The following is a 16,140-nucleotide window of genomic DNA, read 5'->3' as shown; positions in this document are numbered from 1 at the left end:
TCCTGCGCGAGCTTCTCGCGCGGGACGGAAAGCGTTGTATAATGTGGATTCTCCTGACCCTTTGCGCCGCAGCCCTGCAGACAGGGCGTTTCGTGCTGCAAAAGAAGCTGGCCGGGTCGGGTCTGTCGGCCGCAGGGGCCACGTTCTCGCGCTTTGTGTTCGGGGCACCGCTGGCGATTGCGGGCGCATTGATCCTGCTGCCCGAGATGGGCCGTCCTGCGGATCTGTTCGGCCAGATGGGGGCGGGGTTCTGGGCCTATGTGGTGATCGGCGGCGCGGCGCAGGCCTCGGCGACGCTGCTTCTGGTGCGGTTGTTTGCCTTGCGTAATTTCGCGGTGGGGATTGCCTTTACCAAAACCGAAGTGGTGCAGGTCGCGCTGATGTCGCTTGTCTTTCTGGGAGACCGGATTGCCGTGCTGGGCTGGGTCGGGATCGTGCTGGGGCTGGTGGGGGTGTTGTGCCTTTCGCGCCCGCCCGAAGGGGGCATCGCGGGCAGAGCGGCGGTATACGGGATTGTGGCAGGCGGGCTGTTCGGGCTGTCGGCCATCGCCTATCGCGGGGCGACGCTGGAGCTCACGCCCTTGCCCTTCATGGGGCGTGCCTTTGTCACGCTGGCCTGTGTGACATCGGTGCAGACATTGGGGATGGGGCTGTGCCTGCGCCTGTTCCAACCCGGCGAACTGACGCGCGTGCTGCGGGCATGGTCGCGCACGATCTGGGTCGGTATTCTTGGCGCGGCAGGCTCTGCGGGCTGGTTCATGGCCTTCGCCCTCCAGAATGCCGCCTATGTGCGGGCATTGGGGCAGGTGGAGATGGTCTTTACCCTCTGCGCGTCGGTGCTGATTTTCCACGAGCGGCTGCACCGCCGCGAGGCGGTGGGCATCGCGCTGGTGCTGGCCTCGGTGATTGTGGTGGTGCTGGCCGCCGCCTAGCAGATCCGCGAAAAGACAGGACGCGGGCCGCGATTGTCAAAAAACGGGACCCCCTCAGCGGGGGCCATATCTTGCAGTCTATGGGCCGCAGCCAGCAAGGCACCCGCCTCGGCCAGCACCAGTTCGGTGACAAAAGGCAGATCCAGCGCGCGCGCCTCGTGCAGGGGAACCCATGTCAGATGGCGCAATTCCCCATCATTGGGCAGAGGGGCGTCGGGATTGGCAAGGTCGCGGGCATCGGCCATCAGGAAACGCGCATCGAATCGTCTGGGGCGCTGGCGCGGCGTGATGGCCCGGAAGATGAAGTGCAATCCGGCGCCCTGACGCAGCGTCAGTCCCGTTTCCTCCTGCAATTCGCGCAATCCGCAACTGATCAGCGCATCGGCCAGCGCCCCGAGTCGCCGATGGCAGCGCGGCGAGAGCCCCGAATTCTGCGGGCTTGAGGTGTCCTGCGGGTCCAGCCCGCCGCCCGGAAATACGAATTTATTCGGCATGAACTGGGCCTTCGCCCCGCGCTGCCCCATCAGAACGGCGGGCCCCTGCGTGGTTTGGCGCCATAAAATAAGGCTGCAGGCATCGCGGATCGGTGGCGGGGTCTGAGGGGGGAGCGGCGCGGACATGGGGTCTCCGTTTTTCGTGATGCGGATGTGATCGGGGCTTAAGTTTGCTTCAGGCTCACTTCAGGGTCGGGCGACAAAAAGAACAGGTCGAAGGCGCACACGCCCCTTCGGAGGAATTGGAAACGCAATGATACCGCGCCGATCTGGCAACGGAAAGACAGGCGGCGCACGTAGCAAATAGGACAGGTCCTGAACGGATCGGTGAGGAGTTCGAGATGAAAACGACGATCAAGAAATCCATCGGAGCAGTTCTTCTGGCCACGACCGGCCTCGCCATGGTGGCAGGCGGCGTTTCGGCCCAGCAAGCCCAGCCCGCCCCCGCGCAGTCAGAGGCCCCGATGCCTCCGCGCGATGGGAAAGCTGGCGCTGCAATGGATTTCTCGCGCTTTGATACCGATAAAGACGGTGTTGTAACCCTGAAAGAACTGCAGGCCCCGCGGGCGGAAAAAGCCGCCAAGCTTGATGCGAACGGGGATGGCTATATCACCGAAGAAGAGATGGTTGCCGCAGAGATGGCGGACGCTCAGGCCCGCATCGAGAAGCGCGTGAAGGCCTATTTCGAGATGATGGACAGCAATGGCGACGGCAAGCTGAGCGCAGCCGAGCTGGCCGCCAAGCCCGATCCGGAGATCCGGTTCTTCATGATGGCCGATACCAATGGCGACGGCAAACTTGATGCCGACGAACTGGCAGCGGCCAAGCAGAAGATGGCGGCGGGCCATGACCGTTTTGACGGCAAGGGTGGTCCGCGTGGCGAGCGTGGCATGCGCGGGGATCAGGGCGCAAAAGGCGATCATGGTGCCCGTGGGGACCAAGGGGGCCGTGGGGATCACGGTGCGCGCGGTGACGGGCATGGCCCGAAAGGGGATCGTGGTCCGCGCGGTGACGCGAATGGCCGCCCGCCCATGCCGCCCGCAGATGCGCCCGAGGCTCCCGCAGCCGATAATGCAAACTGAGTTTGGTCTTCCATAAGTGATTGGCCGGTCCGTTTTTTCGGGCCGGCTTCGTTATGTGTCTGGCGCTCTGTCTTGCGGAAATTCCGGTATCTGCTAGGGGGAGAACAGGCGAAAGGAATGGCAGTCGAAATGGGGGCAGAAACATCCGACGAGGCATTGCTTCTGGCCTATGGTCAGGGCGACCGTGCTGCAGCGCAGGCGCTGACAGTGCGCCTTGCGCCATTGAGCTATCGTCTGGCCTGCCGCATGCTGCGCGATGAGGCCGAAGCCGAGGATGTGGCGCAGGAAGCCATGTTGCGGCTGTGGAAAATTGCCCCGCAATGGCGTGTGGGGGAAGCCAAAGTTTCCACATGGCTGTATCGTGTGACCTCGAATCTGGCGACGGACCGTTTGCGCAAACGGCGCGCCACATCTTTGGACGAAGCGGGCGATCCTGCCGATGAAACTTTGTCTGTTGATGAACAAATGCTGGAAAATCAGCGCGCTGAGGCGTTACAATGGGCACTGGACCAGTTGCCGATCCGCCAGAAACAGGCGGTGATTTTACGCCATCTTGAAGGTTTATCCAATCCGGAGATCGCGGAAGCGATGGAAACCGGCGTGGAGGCCGTAGAAAGTCTGACAGCACGGGGGAAACGTGCATTGGCCGCCCTGTTACGCCAACGTAAGGATAGTCTTGGCTATGACAGGGATTAAGGCCGTGAAGGAGGGTGTGATGATGGTTGACGAACATAAGCTTGAGCCATTCTGGCAAGCCGCGCGGGACCAGCAGCCCGAGCCGTCGCCCGAGTTTCTGGCGCGCGTGCTGGCGGATGGTCTACAGATGCAGGCACAGCACTTGCGTCCCGGCGCTCCGGGGGCGGCAGATGTGGCCTGGACCGGCGGTCTGTTCGGTCTGATATCCGTGCTGCGCGATGCTGCACGCAACTGGTTGCCGATGGGCGGCATGGTGGCGGCAACCTGCATGGGCGTTATTATTGGTTTGTCGAGCGGCAATCCTTTGTCCTATGTTGGGCTGAAGACGATTTCCACCGCTGAGTCAACAACTGTTGAGCTGTTGCCGACCGGTGATCTGTTCTCCGTTGCCGCGCAGGTCGCAAGCGAGTCTGGAGCTTATTAAATGAACGAGACAAGGCGCAAAGGGGATCGTAAGACCCGCTGGGCACTTATGATTTCCGTCACGCTCAATCTCTTGGTCGCAGGCGTTATTATTGGCGGTGCCTTCGGTCCCGCCAATCGCGGCCCCCAGCCGCCGCAGGTCGGGCTGGGGCCTTTTGACCGTGGGTTGACCGATGCGGACCGCCAGACCCTGACCAAGATGGCCAAGGCCGAAGGGTTCGAGTTCAACAATTATCCCGGTGCTATGGATGTCTGGCTGGACAGGATTCTGACGGCGATCGAGCAGACCCCCTATGACGAGGTCGCCGTGCGCGATGCGCTGAATGCGCACCGGATGCATATCGTGTCCCGTATCCAGACCGGCGAGGATATTATGGTGAAGTGGCTCGGGACACTCACCCCCGAGGACCGCAAGACCTTTGTCGAGCGGATTCGCACCCATGAAGAAGAAGGGGGTGGCCCGCCACCGCAGCATTAGCCTGCCGCGTGAGCGGTTGCAGGACGCGCTGTTCGAACGCCCCGCTGGGAAAACCGGCGGGGCGTTTTGTTGTTCCTATCGCTGTTGCGGGGGCTTCGGGCCTTGGGGGCAGAGGCGGGGGCGGGGGCGTTCAGGCGGCCGAGGGGCAGGGAAAGACCTGCACCTGATTGCGCCCGTTATGTTTGGACAGCAGCATCGCGTGATCTGCCGCCTCGAACAGATGATCGATGGACCGGAGGCGCTCGTCGCCCAGCACCAGCCCGATCGAGATCGTCACGTTCAGATCCGGCCCATTGGCGCGGTGGAAGGGGCGTTCGTTGATCACCCGACAAAGCAGGTCCGCCGCCAGTCGCGCCTCTTCGGGCGGGCAGTCGGGCAGAGCGATCAGGAACTCCTCGCCGCCGATGCGGGCAAGGAGGTCATTGCCGTCCAGCACGGTGCTCAGACGATGGGCAACCTCGGTCAGCACGCTGTCTCCGACGGCATGGCCATAGGTGTCGTTGATGTCCTTGAAACGGTCCAGATCCAGCAGCATCACGGCAAAATCCTTGCCGGTGCGGCGGGCATGATCGGCGATCCGCTCCAGCTGCGGCATGGCATAACGGCGGTTATACAGCCCCGTCAGCGGGTCGATCGTGGCAAGGCGCAGCCCTTCGGTCAGGTTCTTCCGGCTTTGGTCAAGGCGGCGTTTGCGGGCCAGATGGCGGCGCAGGCGTAAGGCGATATCCTCGGTGGTTTCGCGGGCGGTCATATCGGCGGGCAGCACATCATCGGCCCCCAGATCCAGAGCCATCACCGCCGTTTCGCGGGCCTCGGCCTCGGCGGCAATGCAGATCACCGCCGCTTTCGATCCGGCACGGGCACGCAGCTCGGCCATCAGGCGCAACCCCTCGTCGCGGCGCGACAGATCCGCAGCCAGAATAAGCGCGTCGAAAGCGCTTTGGGCTTCGGTGGCCACGCTCAGCGCCTCGGAGCGTTCGAGAATGGTCAGATAATTGGCGGGGAGATGCCGCGCCAAGGCCTGTTTCCATGCGGCGGCCTGCACGCGGGTCGGGGCGATCAGCCCGATCCGTGCTGGTGCGGCGAAGGTGGCCGGCCCTTCGGCAAAGCCCAGATCGCGGAAGGTGCTTTCGCGCAGGCGCATTTCGGCATCGGTGGAACGGGTCCGTAGCAGGCTGCGCAGACGCGCCAGCAGCAGCACCTCGTCATAGGGTTTGGGCAGGCAGACATCGGCCCCCGCCCGCAATGCGGCCAGACGGTTGGCGATATCTTCCGGCTGATGCAGGAAAATCACGGGAATCTCGCTGGTCAGCGGGTCGGTTTTCAGATGGTGCACAAGCTCCACCCCGCTCATATCCGGTTGCGCCTGATCGATCAGGATCAGCTCGGGGCGCTCGCGGATGGCAAGGTTCAGTGCCATCTGCCCGTTACTGGCCAAGACGACATCGTAGCGTGCTCCGGCAAGCTTTGCCTTGAGCATGATGCGATTGGTCGCGATCTGGTCTGCAATCAGGATCTTGCCTGCCATGACGCCTTGTTCTCCCTCGGCGTTAATTCACTTGTGCATATTGCTTGGTATTAGGTTAATAAAATGTTTCGACTTGTCGGAAAGGAAATTCAAATGCGGCAAGAAACTGCCGAAGAGATCGCGCTTGGTGCATTGGGCTGGCTGGCCGGTCGGGAAAACCTGCTGGAGGCCTTTCTCAACGTCAGCGGCGCCGAGGCCAGCCAGATCCGTTCCATCGCGCGCGAGACCGGTTTCCAGACGGCGCTGCTGGATTTTATCCTGACGCAGGACGCATGGGTGATCGACTGTGCGCAGGATCTGGGCTATCGCCCCGACGAACTTGTTGCCGCGCGGGCCGTTCTGGGCGGCGGCGACCAGATGCATTGGACCTGAGGAGCTTTCATGCAGATTGCGGCGCTGCTGTTTGACAAAGACGGAACCCTGTTCGATTTCCATGCGACATGGAGCGCATGGGCCCGCGATCTGCTGCAGCATCTGTCGGACGGCGATCCGGCCTTGGCAACGGTGCTGGCGGAGGCCATAGACTATGACCTTCGGGCGGGGCGGTTCCGGCCCAGCTCGGTGGCGATTGCGGGAACAATGGACGAGATCGTTGCCGCGCTGGCCGCGCATCTGCCGCAATGGTCCCGCGCGGATCTGGCGCAGGAGATGCACCGCATGGCGCAGGGCGCACCGCAGGTGGCCGCAGCACCGCTGGCGGATTTGCTGCCGCGCTTGCGTGCGCGGGGGCTGAAACTGGGGGTGATGACCAATGATGCCGAGGCGTCGGCGCGGGTCCATCTGCACCGCGAAGCGGCGCTGGATTATTTCGACTATGTGATGGGCGCCGATAGCGGGTTCGGGGCCAAACCCGATCCGGCACCGCTGCTGGCACTGGCGCAGAAGCTGGGGGTCGCGGCGGAGGCTTGTGTGATGCTGGGCGACAGCCTGCATGACCTTCAGGCGGCAAAAGCGGCGGGTATGATGCCGGTCGGGGTGCTGACCGGTCCGGCCACCGCCGAGGTGCTGGCCCCTTTCGCGCAGGCTATTCTATCCGATATTGGTGAATTGCCCGAATGGCTTGCCAGTCAGGGTTGAGGCTGATGTCTTATGACGGGTTGAGGGTATTTTAACAGTCAGGATCTAGGCTGGGCGCATATGTCGCTTAACCCGGGTCCGATTGTCATGCATGGCCTTATAAATACCTCGATTCAGACCTTTTTGATTGGAAATTACGGCACGGCTGTCTGGCTGGATGTCGCGACTGAAATCGGCATTCCTCCCGAAGGCTATGAGGCGATGCTGACCTATGACCATTCCCATACGGACGCCTTGCTGGCGGCGGCTTCGACACGGCTGAACAAGCCGCGGCTGGGCTTTCTGGAAGACCTCGGGGCCTATGTCGCCATGATCGAGCCGGTGCGCAGGCTCTTGCGGTTCAGCGGCCCCGACTATCCGGAATTTCTGTTATCTCTGAACGAGATGCAGGGCAGGGCGCAGATGGCTCTGCCCGATCTCGAAATGCCGGAACTTACCTGCTCTCTCGAGCATGTGGGGGTTTATCGGCTGTCCGTCCATAGCAAGATGCTGGGCTGGGGGGCGGCGATGACCGGTCTGGTCCGCGCGATGGCCGATGATTACGGGGCTCTGGCCTTTATCGAATATCTCGATCAGGTGCAGGATCGGGGCGGCGTCTGTGACGACCAGATGGTGCAGGAAGACGTTTTGGTCACCCTGCTTGAAGAAAGTTTTGCCGAAGGTCGCAGCTTCGACCTCGCGGCACCGGCGGGGAGAGTATGATGTTGATCAGCCAGATGGAGACCGCCCCCGTGCCGCGCGCGCCCACCTTGTCGGTCGAGGCTCTGGGCCAGTTGATGCCGATGTTTCTGTGGCTGGACGAGGATGGCACGATTTTGGGCATGGGGCCGACCCTGATGAAAGTGGTGGGCGGTGCCTCCGCGCTCGGGCATTCGGTGACGGATTGCTTCCAGATGGGGCGGGGCCGGACACGGCAGGCCACGTTCGATATTTCCCCGTCGCGGCGGATCCATCTGACCCCGCGCAGCTGGCCCGACGTGTCTTTGCGTGGTGTGGTGGTGCCGATCGTCCAGCGGGGGGTGATGCTCAACCTGACATTCGGCGTGCATCTTAACAAGGCAATCCGGGCCTTTCGCCTGACCGAAGCCGATTTCTCCACCTCCGACCTCACGATGGAGCTGCTCTATCTGCAAGAGGCCAAGACGGCCGTTCTGGGAGAGTTGCGTGCGCTCAATCACCGGCTGGAGCGCGCCCGCCGCAGCGCGGAAGATGCGGCGCGCACAGATCCGCTGACCGGCCTGTCCAACCGCCGCGCCTTCGATATCGCACTGGAGGCCAGTCTTGAGGCCGGTCGTCGCGGGGGGGCGCCCTTCGCGCTGGCCCAGCTTGATCTGGACCATTTCAAGGCGGTGAATGACACGCTTGGCCATGCGGCGGGCGATCATGTTCTGGCGGTGGTGGCCAAAATCCTGCGCGAGGAAACGCGCGAGATGGATGTCGTCTCGCGGGTGGGGGGCGATGAATTCGTGATGCTGCTGCGCGATTCGGTCGATCCGGAGCGGCTGCGGATGATGGGCGCGCGCATCATTGCCCGTCTGGAAGAGCCGATCCCCTTCGAGGGGCATGAATGCCGGATTTCAGGCTCGATCGGGGTGGCGATGTCGCAAGATTACGACGATCCGGTGGCGGAAGAAATGATGGCCGATGCCGATGCCGCGCTTTACACCTCGAAGCGGGAAGGACGCGCCCGTTGCACCCTGTCGGTGCCTGGGTCGGGGGGGGCATCCTAGGCAGGCCCTTTCACGGGCCGCCGTGCAGGAAAACGCGCAAACATGCGGCTTTGCGCTGCGGAGCACAGCCTTTTGTGCGGTGTCCTGCCCACGGGCAGTTTCCGCACGCGGCAGTGGCATAATGTCGCATTTGGGCTTCCCATCCGCAGGTGCTTTGGCTAGGTCTTCGCGCATGAGCCAGAATTTTCCTATAGCCCGTCCGGGAATGCGCATCGGCCTCTTGGGGGGATCTTTCGATCCGGCCCATCAGGGGCATGCCCATATCAGTCGTGTGGCACTACGGCGGTTCGGGCTGGATCAGGTCTGGTGGCTGCTCAGTCCGGGCAATCCGCTCAAGGCCAAGGGGCCTGCGCCGCTGGCCGCGCGGATGCGGCGCGCGCGCGAGGTCATGCCCGATCCCCGGATCAAGATCACCGATCTGGAACAGCGGCTGGGCACATGTTTTACCGCCGATACGCTGCGTGCGCTGCAGGCCCATTATCGGCAGGTAGATTTTGTCTGGCTGATGGGGGCGGACAACCTGATCCAGATCGACCGCTGGGATCACTGGCAGGATATTTTCGACCGGATGCCGGTCGGGGTTCTGGCGCGCCCCGGGGTGCGGTTGCGGGCACGCTGTTCGAAAGCGGCGCGGGTTTTCGCCCATGCCAAACTGCCCGGATGGCGTTCGCAGGAACTGGCGGCGGGGCCTGCGCCGCGCTGGTGCTTTATCAACATGCCGATGTCTTCGGAATCCTCGACCCGTATCCGCGATGCCGGAGACTGGAAAAGCCCTGCGCGCGAAGCTTGAACCAGAGCCTCGCGCGGGTTATTCTGGCCAGACATTCCAGAAAAAGGCGGTTTGGCACGATGCAGGTTTCTCGGCGCGGTTTCGTTACGGGTCTGGCGGCTTCTACTCTTGGGCTGGCGGCACCGCCGACATTGGCGCAGGCCCAGGTGGCCTCGGGCGAGGGTTATGTGCAGGCGGCGCGGCTGGGGGGCGATGTCGGCTATGTGGTGATGGATGCGCGCAGCGGGCAGGTGCTGGAGGCGCGCAACCCGACGATGGGTCTGCCGCCCGCCTCGACGGCAAAAACCATCACGACGCTTTATGCCCTTGAAACCCTTGGAACAAACTACCGTTTCGGCACGTGGCTGATTGCGACGGGGCCGGTGGTGAATGGCGTGGTTCAGGGCGATCTGGTCCTGTCGGGCGGGGCGGACCCGACGCTTTCGACCGATCATCTGGGGGCAATGGCGGCAGAGCTTGCGCGGATCGGGGTGCGGGGCGTGACGGGGCGGTTTCTTGTCTGGGGCGGGGCGCTGCCCTATGCCGAGGAAATCGCGAAGGACCAGCCCGTTTATGTCAGCTATAACCCCTCTATCTCTGGGCTGATCCTGAACTATAACCGCGTCTATTTTGCGTGGAAACGTGCCGGAAACGGCTATCAACTGACGATGGATGCCCGCGGCGACAGCTACACGCCGACGGCCTATACCGCGTCGATGCAGGTGGCAGCGCGCCAGTCGCCGCTTTTCGCCTATTCGGATCGCGGGGGAAAAGAGCAATGGACGGTGGCGGCCCCTGCCTTGGGGCGCTCTGGGTCGCGCTGGCTGCCAGTGCGGCATCCGACGGCCTATGCGGGGGATGTGTTCCAGACGCTGGCGCGCGGGCAGGGCTGCCCCCTGCCCAGCCCGCAAGAGGCCAAGACGGCTCCTGTCGGCACGGTTCTGGTGACCCATGCCTCGCAGCTTCTGCCGACTATCCTGCAGGATATGCTGAAATATTCCACCAACCTGACGGCCGAGGCGGTGGGGATGACCTCCTCGACGGTGCGTGGTTTGCCGGCCGCGCGCGGGCGCTCGGGGACCGCGATGAGCCGGTGGATTGCAGCGAAGGCGGGCACGCAGGCGATCGATCTTGTCGACCATTCGGGGCTGGGCGGCGCGTCGCGTGTGACTGCGATGGATATGGTGCGGGTGATTGCCGCAGGCCAGCCGATGGGTCTGCGCAACCTTGTCAAACCTTTCAAGCTGCGTGATGCGGCAGGGCGCAACCTGCAAAGCCAGCCTTTTGCGGTAGATGCGAAGACCGGCACGCTGAATTTCGTGTCCTCGCTGGCGGGCTATATGACGGCACCGAACGGGCGCGAGCTGATGTTTGCCATCCTGACCGGCGATGTGGACCGCCGCCGCCGCACGCAGGACGAAGATCGTCCGGCGGGGTCGGTGGAATGGGTGAAGCGTTCGAAAATACTGCAGTCGCAACTGCTCATGCGATGGGGCGCTGTTTACGGCTAACCCCTGCGCAGTCGGTGTTCAGGCCGGTAGCACCATATGACGGGCGCGGGCTCCACGCTCGATTGCGGCGGCATGCAGGCGGTCAAGCCCCAGTTCGATCCGCGTTTCTTCCAGCATGCGCAACTCGGGCTGGTTGAGAAGCCCGTCGGCTGCGGCCACATCGCAGGCCAGCGCATAGGCGGTTTCGGACATCGCTTGCGGCAGGCTGTCGCGCACAAGCCCGAATAGCGCCTCGATACCGTCTTCCTCCTCGAATAGCGCAAAGACGGTGCGGGCGATCGTGCCGATCCGGTCCGCATCGTAATCGGCAAAGACCGGCAGGTGGTTCACGATGCGCTCGATCGCCACCAGTTCCGAGGTGCGGATCTCTTCATCCGAGGCGGAAACCGCCACCATGACCGCCACAAGGGCATCTTGCGGCGAAAGCGAGGGAAGGGCATCCGGCATGGTATTCGGTCCTTTGCAAACAGGGTTATGAGGCTTGAGTTATTGACGACCCTGCCCGCGTTCAATAGGGGAAGGGCAACGGGGCGGTTTTTCGCCCAATTCCACCGTTATGAGGTATAGCATGAGCACTCTGCGCGACGCCGCACTGAAGTCCAAAGCATGGCCCTTTGAAGAAGCGCGCAGCATCCTCAAACGGTACGAGAAACAGCCGCCCGAAAAGGGCTATGTGCTGTTCGAGACGGGCTATGGTCCCTCGGGGCTGCCGCATATCGGCACCTTTGGCGAGGTGGCGCGCACGACGATGATCCGCCGCGCGTTTGAAGCGATCTCGGATATCCCGACCCGCCTGATCTGTTTCTCGGATGACATGGACGGGATGCGCAAGATCCCGTCGAATGTGCCCAATCAGGAGATGCTGCACGAGAACGCGCAAAAGCCGCTGACCTCGGTGCCGGACCCGTTCGAGGAATATGAGAGCTTCGGCCATCATAACAACGCGATGCTGCGTCGTTTCCTTGATACGTTCGGCTTTGAATACGAGTTTTATTCGGCAACCGAATTCTACAAATCGGGCCAGTTCGACGAGGTGCTGAAACGCGCGGTCGAGCGCTATGATGACATCATGAAGGTGATGCTGAAATCGCTGCGCGACGAGCGGGCCTCGACCTATTCGATCTTCCTGCCGATCCATCCCGAGACGGGCCGTGTTCTTTATGTGCCGATGAAATCGGTGAATGTGGCGGATTACACGATCACCTTTGACGACGAGGATGGCCGCGAATGGACGCTGCCGGTGACGGGCGGCAATGTGAAGCTGCAATGGAAGCCGGATTTCGGCGCGCGTTGGGCGGCGCTGGATGTCGATTTCGAGATGTATGGCAAGGACCACTCGACCAACACCCCGATCTACGACCGCATCTGCGAGATCTTGGGCGGCAAGAAGCCCGAGCATTTCACCTATGAGCTTTTCCTTGATGCCAATGGCGAGAAAATCTCGAAGTCCAAGGGCAATGGCCTGTCGATCGACGAATGGCTGACCTATGCCTCGACCGAGAGCTTGGGCTATTTCATGTTCCTCAAGCCGAAGACCGCGAAACGGCTGCATTTCGATGTCATCCCGAAGATGATGGACGAATATCACCAGCAGCTGCGCGCCTTCCCCGATCAGACCTTGGAACAGCAGGTGGCCAACCCTGTCTGGCACATCCACGGCGGTCAGCCGCCGGAATCGAAGATGGTGGTGCCGTTCTCGATGCTGCTGAACCTTGCGTCGGTGGCAGGGGCTGCGGATAAGGACGGGCTATGGGGCTTTATCCGCCGCTATGCGCCGGAAGCGACCCCCGAGAGCCATCCCGATCTGGATCAGGCGGCGGGCTTCGCGCTGCGTTACTTCGATGATTTCGTGAAGCCCACGCTGCAATTCCGCCTGCCGTCGGATCAGGAGCGTGCGGCGCTGGAAGATCTGCTGGCCTGCCTGCAAGATCCGGCCCGCGCTGTGGCCGAGATTGCCAAGAAAAACGACGCCGAGGGCAAAGGCGAGGCCGCTCCCGAAGCCGATATGACCTCGGATGATTTCCTGCAGACCTTGGTGTTCGCGATTGGCAAGAACCACGGGTTCGACAACCTGCGCGCGTGGTTCCAGGCGCTGTATGAGGTGCTGTTGGGGCAATCCCAAGGGCCGCGTTTCGGCGGGTTTATCGCACTTTACGGGGCGGATGAGACCGTGGCGCTGATCACGCGTGCGCTGAAGGGCGAACTGGTCGCCTGAGCCAGATCCAAGACTTGTGAAACCGCTCCGGATTTTTGCTTCGGGGCGGTTTTGTTAACTATAGATTGAGCTATCCGCGCGACACTTGGCCCATCTCCTGCCAGAGGTGCTGCCATGCTTGTCCGTCTCAGTCTATGCTGTCTGCTTGCCGGTGTGTCTTCCGGTTATGCATTTGATATTGATCGTTATTTCTTCATAGATACCGGCATGTCCAGCCTTGGGGCCTATCTGGCGCCCGAGGTGGCATTGGGGCCGAATCTGTCGCTGCGGCTGCCGGTTTATGCGGCGGAGCTGGGATCTGTATCTGTTAACCAGAGAGGTACGGCCTTTCACGGCGGGCTCGACTCGTTTCAGGGCGGGGTGGTGCTGGATTACAGGCCGTGGGAAAATGGTGTGTTTGTCTCGGGGGGTGTGCTTTGGGGCGGATATGATTTTTCAGGGCAGTTGCGCGAGATTGACACCGGGAGCGGCCCTGTATCGGGGGCCTTCGGTTTCGAGGTGGCACAATCGCAGGATGTGGCGCCGGTGGTGTCGGTGGGCTATCGTTATTTCTCGGGCTCGGCGTTTTATGCAGGGGTCGAGCTGGGCGGGAAAATTGCCACCCATACTCTGCATCTGACGGGGCTCGAGGCGCTTGATTCTGTGGACAAGCGCGCGGTCGAGGCGGAGCAGGCCCGCATTAATGCCGATCTGGAGGAGGTCTCGGTGGTGCCGTTTATGACGGTTTCTGCCGGTTTTTCTTTCTGAAATCCTCGCCCTGTTGCGCCGGCTGTTGCAAGCGGACGCTGCGGTCGGAAGATGTTCATACCTGAGGACCAGCCTGTGATCAGGCGGCAGAAGATCTTTGCAGATGGCGTTGGCCGGAGCTTTCCGGAGCACGCCTTGCGGGTGATGCCGATGATCACAGGAGGATGCTATGAATGTCGCGATAACCGAGGGGCTGGCCATCATGCCGCCCGCATTTTCGGACGGGCTGGATGTCTGGTCTTCGGCCAACGGAACCAGCGGGTCTGCGACATATGCGGGTTCGGCCTCGGCGGCTTATGTGCCCTCGGATGCCGATTTTGGGGGCTGTCTGGAACTGCAGAAGACCCAGTCCACGCAGAAACTGCGCTGGATGGGTCAGGTGCCAATCCGGCCCGGTCTCTATCTGCAGATCACCGCACGGGTGAAGGCGGTCAGCGGGAACCTTCCCAGCGTGCGGATTGCGGGCTATGCGATGGGCGCGTCGGCGCATGTGTCGGGGCTGACCGAGGTGGGGGCGGCCACAGCGCTATCGGCCTATGGCGAGGTGGTCACGGTGCGGGCCATCGTTTCGGTTGCCGCCCGCGAAGGCGTGGATATGGCTTGGGGAATGGACCCTGTTTACGGCCATTTCGGCATTGATCTGACCGGACAGACGGGCGGAGTGGTGCGCATCGACGACCTGGAGATCGAGGATGTCAGCGAGTATTTCTTCCGCGATCTGATCGGCATGGTGGATGTGCGCGATTACGGGGCCAAGGGCGATGGCAGCACCGATGATGCGGCAGCCTTTGCGGCAGCCGATAGTGATGCGGGCGGGCGCACGGTTCTGGTGCCGGAGGGCAGCTACTACATTGCGTCCTCGATCTCGTTGCAATCGCCCATGCGGTTTATCGGGACGCTGGTGATGCCTGCGGCGGCACGGCTGGCGCTGATGACGAGCTATGATTTCCCGACCTATGCCGCGGCCTTTGGCGATGAGGAGCTTGGCCTGCGCAAGGCGTTGCAGGCGCTATTCGGCTATGTGGATCATAACGTTCTGGACCTGAAAGGCCGTCGGGTGGAAATCACCAAGCCGCTGCGGGTCGAGGAATACGCCCCCGATCTGTCCAGCTTCTCCAACCGTCGTGTGCTGCAGAACGGCCAGTTGAATGTGATCGAGGGGACGGCATGGAATGATGTGACGGTGACGAGCGCGGCCACCTATAATATCGCGCAGCCGACGACCCTGACGGGGGTTGCCAATGTGGCGAATATTCCCGTGGGCGCGCATATCACCGGCACAGGGGTCGGGCGCGAGGTCTATGTGCGCGCCAAGAATGTGGGCGCGCAGACCATCACCCTGAGCCAGCCGCTTTATGGCGGGTCGGGCACGCGGAGCTATACTTTCACCCGCTATCAGTATGTGCTGGATTTCTCGGGGATGGACAAGCTGGACCGCTTCAACATCGCCAATGTCGAGATCCTGTGTAACGGCGTGTCCAGCGCGTGGATGTTTGCGCCGGACGGGCAGATGAACCAGATCCGCGACAGCTATGTGGTGCGGCCCAAGGATCGGGTCTTCACCTCGATCGGGCGGGGGTGTCAGGACTTTCTGATCGACGGTTGCCAGTTCCTCTCGGACGAGCAATCCACCCCCGCCCAGGACCGCAAATCGGTGGTGCTCAATGTCAACGCCAATGACGTGAAGATCCGCGACTCGCGCTTCGTGCGCTTTGGCACCACCTTCGTGCTGAACGGCTCGGGGCATCTGATCGTGGGCAATCACTGGTTTCAGGGCGATAACGAGACCTCGGCCACGCGGGTGGCGGGGCTGGTCTTTACCCAGACCAATGTGCAATCGGCAGTCACCGGCAATTACATCGATAACAACATTATCGAATGGACCAATGAACATGACGCCACCCCCGATTTCGGCAATGAATACAGCTTTGGCGGGCTGACGGTGACCGGCAATACCTGTGTGTGCATCAACACGGCCGCCTGGTTCACATGGTTCTCGATCAAGCCCTATGGCACGGGGCATTTCATTCAGGGGCTGAATATCTCGAACAATGTGTTCAAGTCGCTCAATGGCACCATCGACAAGATCGAGAAGGTCGATACCACCTTTGCCGATCTGGATTATTCCCGCATCCGGAATGTGATGATTGAAGGGAATATGTTCAACGGGGTCACCAAATTCACCTGTTCGCCGGTGACGCTGGAGATGAACCAGTCCACCGCGCAGCAGGTCTGGGTGCTGGATGCGGCCGAGTACATGCCGTTCGGGGGATGGGCGCGCAATGTCGAAGGGATCGTGGCCGAGGGGATGGTGCGTGATGGCAGCGCGGCACGGGTGACCGAAATGCCCTATGTGCAGGTCGAACAGGGTACAGCGAAGCAGCAGGTCTGGCTGAACTGGTCAAAGGCCACGCGCGGGCGGTTGCAGGTCAGGCTGCGGATGGACACACCTGTTTGA

General features: G+C 62.1%; 17 protein-coding genes. 14 read left to right on the top strand and 3 right to left on the bottom strand.

Going from position 1 to position 16,140, the window contains the following annotated elements; translation table 11 throughout:
- The first annotated feature begins 41 nt into the window (after positions 1–41).
- Complete coding sequence (locus WDB88_RS11170) at positions 42–932, top strand: DMT family transporter (RefSeq protein ID WP_339107752.1); 891 nt, start codon at positions 42–44, stop codon at positions 930–932.
- Here the strand turns inward: WDB88_RS11170 and WDB88_RS11165 are convergent.
- On the bottom strand, positions 929–1,552 hold the full coding sequence (locus WDB88_RS11165) for an NUDIX hydrolase (RefSeq protein WP_339107751.1): 624 nt from the start codon (positions 1,550–1,552) through the stop codon (positions 929–931). The genes WDB88_RS11170 and WDB88_RS11165 overlap by 4 nt on opposite strands.
- 215 nt (positions 1,553–1,767) lie before the next feature.
- On the opposite strand from WDB88_RS11165, the gene WDB88_RS11160 reads away from it, so the two are divergent.
- The 4 genes from WDB88_RS11160 (at position 1,768) to WDB88_RS11145 (ending at position 4,105) form a co-directional block, all read left to right on the top strand.
- Positions 1,768–2,508, top strand: a complete 741-nt coding sequence (locus tag WDB88_RS11160) for an EF-hand domain-containing protein (RefSeq protein WP_339107750.1) — start codon at positions 1,768–1,770, stop codon at positions 2,506–2,508.
- Positions 2,509–2,625: 117 nt separating this feature from the next.
- Positions 2,626–3,204, top strand: a complete 579-nt coding sequence (locus tag WDB88_RS11155) for an RNA polymerase sigma factor (RefSeq protein WP_339107749.1) — start codon at positions 2,626–2,628, stop codon at positions 3,202–3,204.
- Positions 3,205–3,223: 19 nt separating this feature from the next.
- Positions 3,224–3,628, top strand: coding sequence for a hypothetical protein (locus WDB88_RS11150; protein ID WP_339107748.1), 405 nt, complete (start codon positions 3,224–3,226; stop codon positions 3,626–3,628).
- The gene (locus tag WDB88_RS11145; protein ID WP_339107747.1) at positions 3,629–4,105 is read left to right on the top strand and encodes a periplasmic heavy metal sensor; all 477 of its coding nucleotides are present in this window, start codon (positions 3,629–3,631) and stop codon (positions 4,103–4,105) included.
- Positions 4,106–4,235: 130 nt separating this feature from the next.
- Here the strand turns inward: WDB88_RS11145 and WDB88_RS11140 are convergent, their stop codons facing one another.
- Positions 4,236–5,633: a diguanylate cyclase gene (locus WDB88_RS11140; RefSeq protein ID WP_339107746.1), complete on the bottom strand. Its 1,398-nt coding sequence runs from the start codon at positions 5,631–5,633 to the stop codon at positions 4,236–4,238.
- 93 nt (positions 5,634–5,726) lie between these two features.
- Between WDB88_RS11140 and WDB88_RS11135 the strand changes: the two genes are divergently transcribed.
- The 6 genes from WDB88_RS11135 to dacB all read left to right on the top strand — a co-directional run bounded on the left by WDB88_RS11135 (position 5,727) and on the right by dacB (position 10,720).
- Positions 5,727–6,005, top strand: a complete 279-nt coding sequence (locus WDB88_RS11135; RefSeq protein WP_339107745.1) for a DUF3572 domain-containing protein — start codon at positions 5,727–5,729, stop codon at positions 6,003–6,005.
- Positions 6,006–6,014: 9 nt separating this feature from the next.
- A complete protein-coding gene (locus WDB88_RS11130; protein WP_339107744.1) occupies positions 6,015–6,710 on the top strand; it encodes an HAD family hydrolase in 696 nt (231 codons plus the stop codon).
- A 60-nt stretch (positions 6,711–6,770) separates the two neighbouring features.
- A complete protein-coding gene (locus WDB88_RS11125; protein ID WP_339107743.1) occupies positions 6,771–7,412 on the top strand; it encodes a heme NO-binding domain-containing protein in 642 nt (213 codons plus the stop codon).
- Entirely contained in the window at positions 7,409–8,440 is a 1,032-nt protein-coding gene (locus tag WDB88_RS11120; RefSeq protein ID WP_339107742.1) for a GGDEF domain-containing protein, read from the top strand. The genes WDB88_RS11125 and WDB88_RS11120 overlap by 4 nt, the downstream gene beginning before the upstream one ends.
- Positions 8,441–8,612: 172 nt before the next feature.
- Positions 8,613–9,230, top strand: coding sequence for a nicotinate-nucleotide adenylyltransferase (locus WDB88_RS11115; protein ID WP_339107741.1), 618 nt, complete (start codon positions 8,613–8,615; stop codon positions 9,228–9,230).
- Between the two features lie 59 nt (positions 9,231–9,289).
- A complete protein-coding gene (gene dacB / locus WDB88_RS11110) occupies positions 9,290–10,720 on the top strand; it encodes a D-alanyl-D-alanine carboxypeptidase/D-alanyl-D-alanine-endopeptidase (protein WP_339107740.1) in 1,431 nt (476 codons plus the stop codon).
- 18 nt (positions 10,721–10,738) lie between these two features.
- On the opposite strand, the gene WDB88_RS11105 is transcribed toward dacB, so the two are convergent.
- A complete protein-coding gene (locus WDB88_RS11105; protein ID WP_339107739.1) occupies positions 10,739–11,167 on the bottom strand; it encodes a tellurite resistance TerB family protein in 429 nt (142 codons plus the stop codon).
- Positions 11,168–11,288: 121 nt separating this feature from the next.
- On the opposite strand from WDB88_RS11105, the gene WDB88_RS11100 reads away from it, so the two are divergent.
- The 3 genes from WDB88_RS11100 (at position 11,289) to WDB88_RS11090 (ending at position 16,140) form a co-directional block, all read left to right on the top strand.
- Positions 11,289–12,935, top strand: coding sequence for a lysine--tRNA ligase (locus WDB88_RS11100; RefSeq protein WP_339107738.1), 1,647 nt, complete (start codon positions 11,289–11,291; stop codon positions 12,933–12,935).
- 207 nt (positions 12,936–13,142) lie between these two features.
- The gene (locus WDB88_RS11095) at positions 13,143–13,682 is read left to right on the top strand and encodes a hypothetical protein (protein ID WP_339107737.1); all 540 of its coding nucleotides are present in this window, start codon (positions 13,143–13,145) and stop codon (positions 13,680–13,682) included.
- 169 nt (positions 13,683–13,851) lie between these two features.
- A complete protein-coding gene (locus WDB88_RS11090; protein WP_339107736.1) occupies positions 13,852–16,140 on the top strand; it encodes a glycosyl hydrolase family 28-related protein in 2,289 nt (762 codons plus the stop codon).

It is taken from the genome of Thioclava sp. GXIMD4216 (assembly GCF_037949285.1).
GTDB classification, from domain to species: domain Bacteria; phylum Pseudomonadota; class Alphaproteobacteria; order Rhodobacterales; family Rhodobacteraceae; genus Thioclava; species Thioclava litoralis.
The sequence above is the reverse complement of the archived record's forward strand: the minus strand, read 5'-3'. Positions and strand labels throughout refer to the sequence as shown.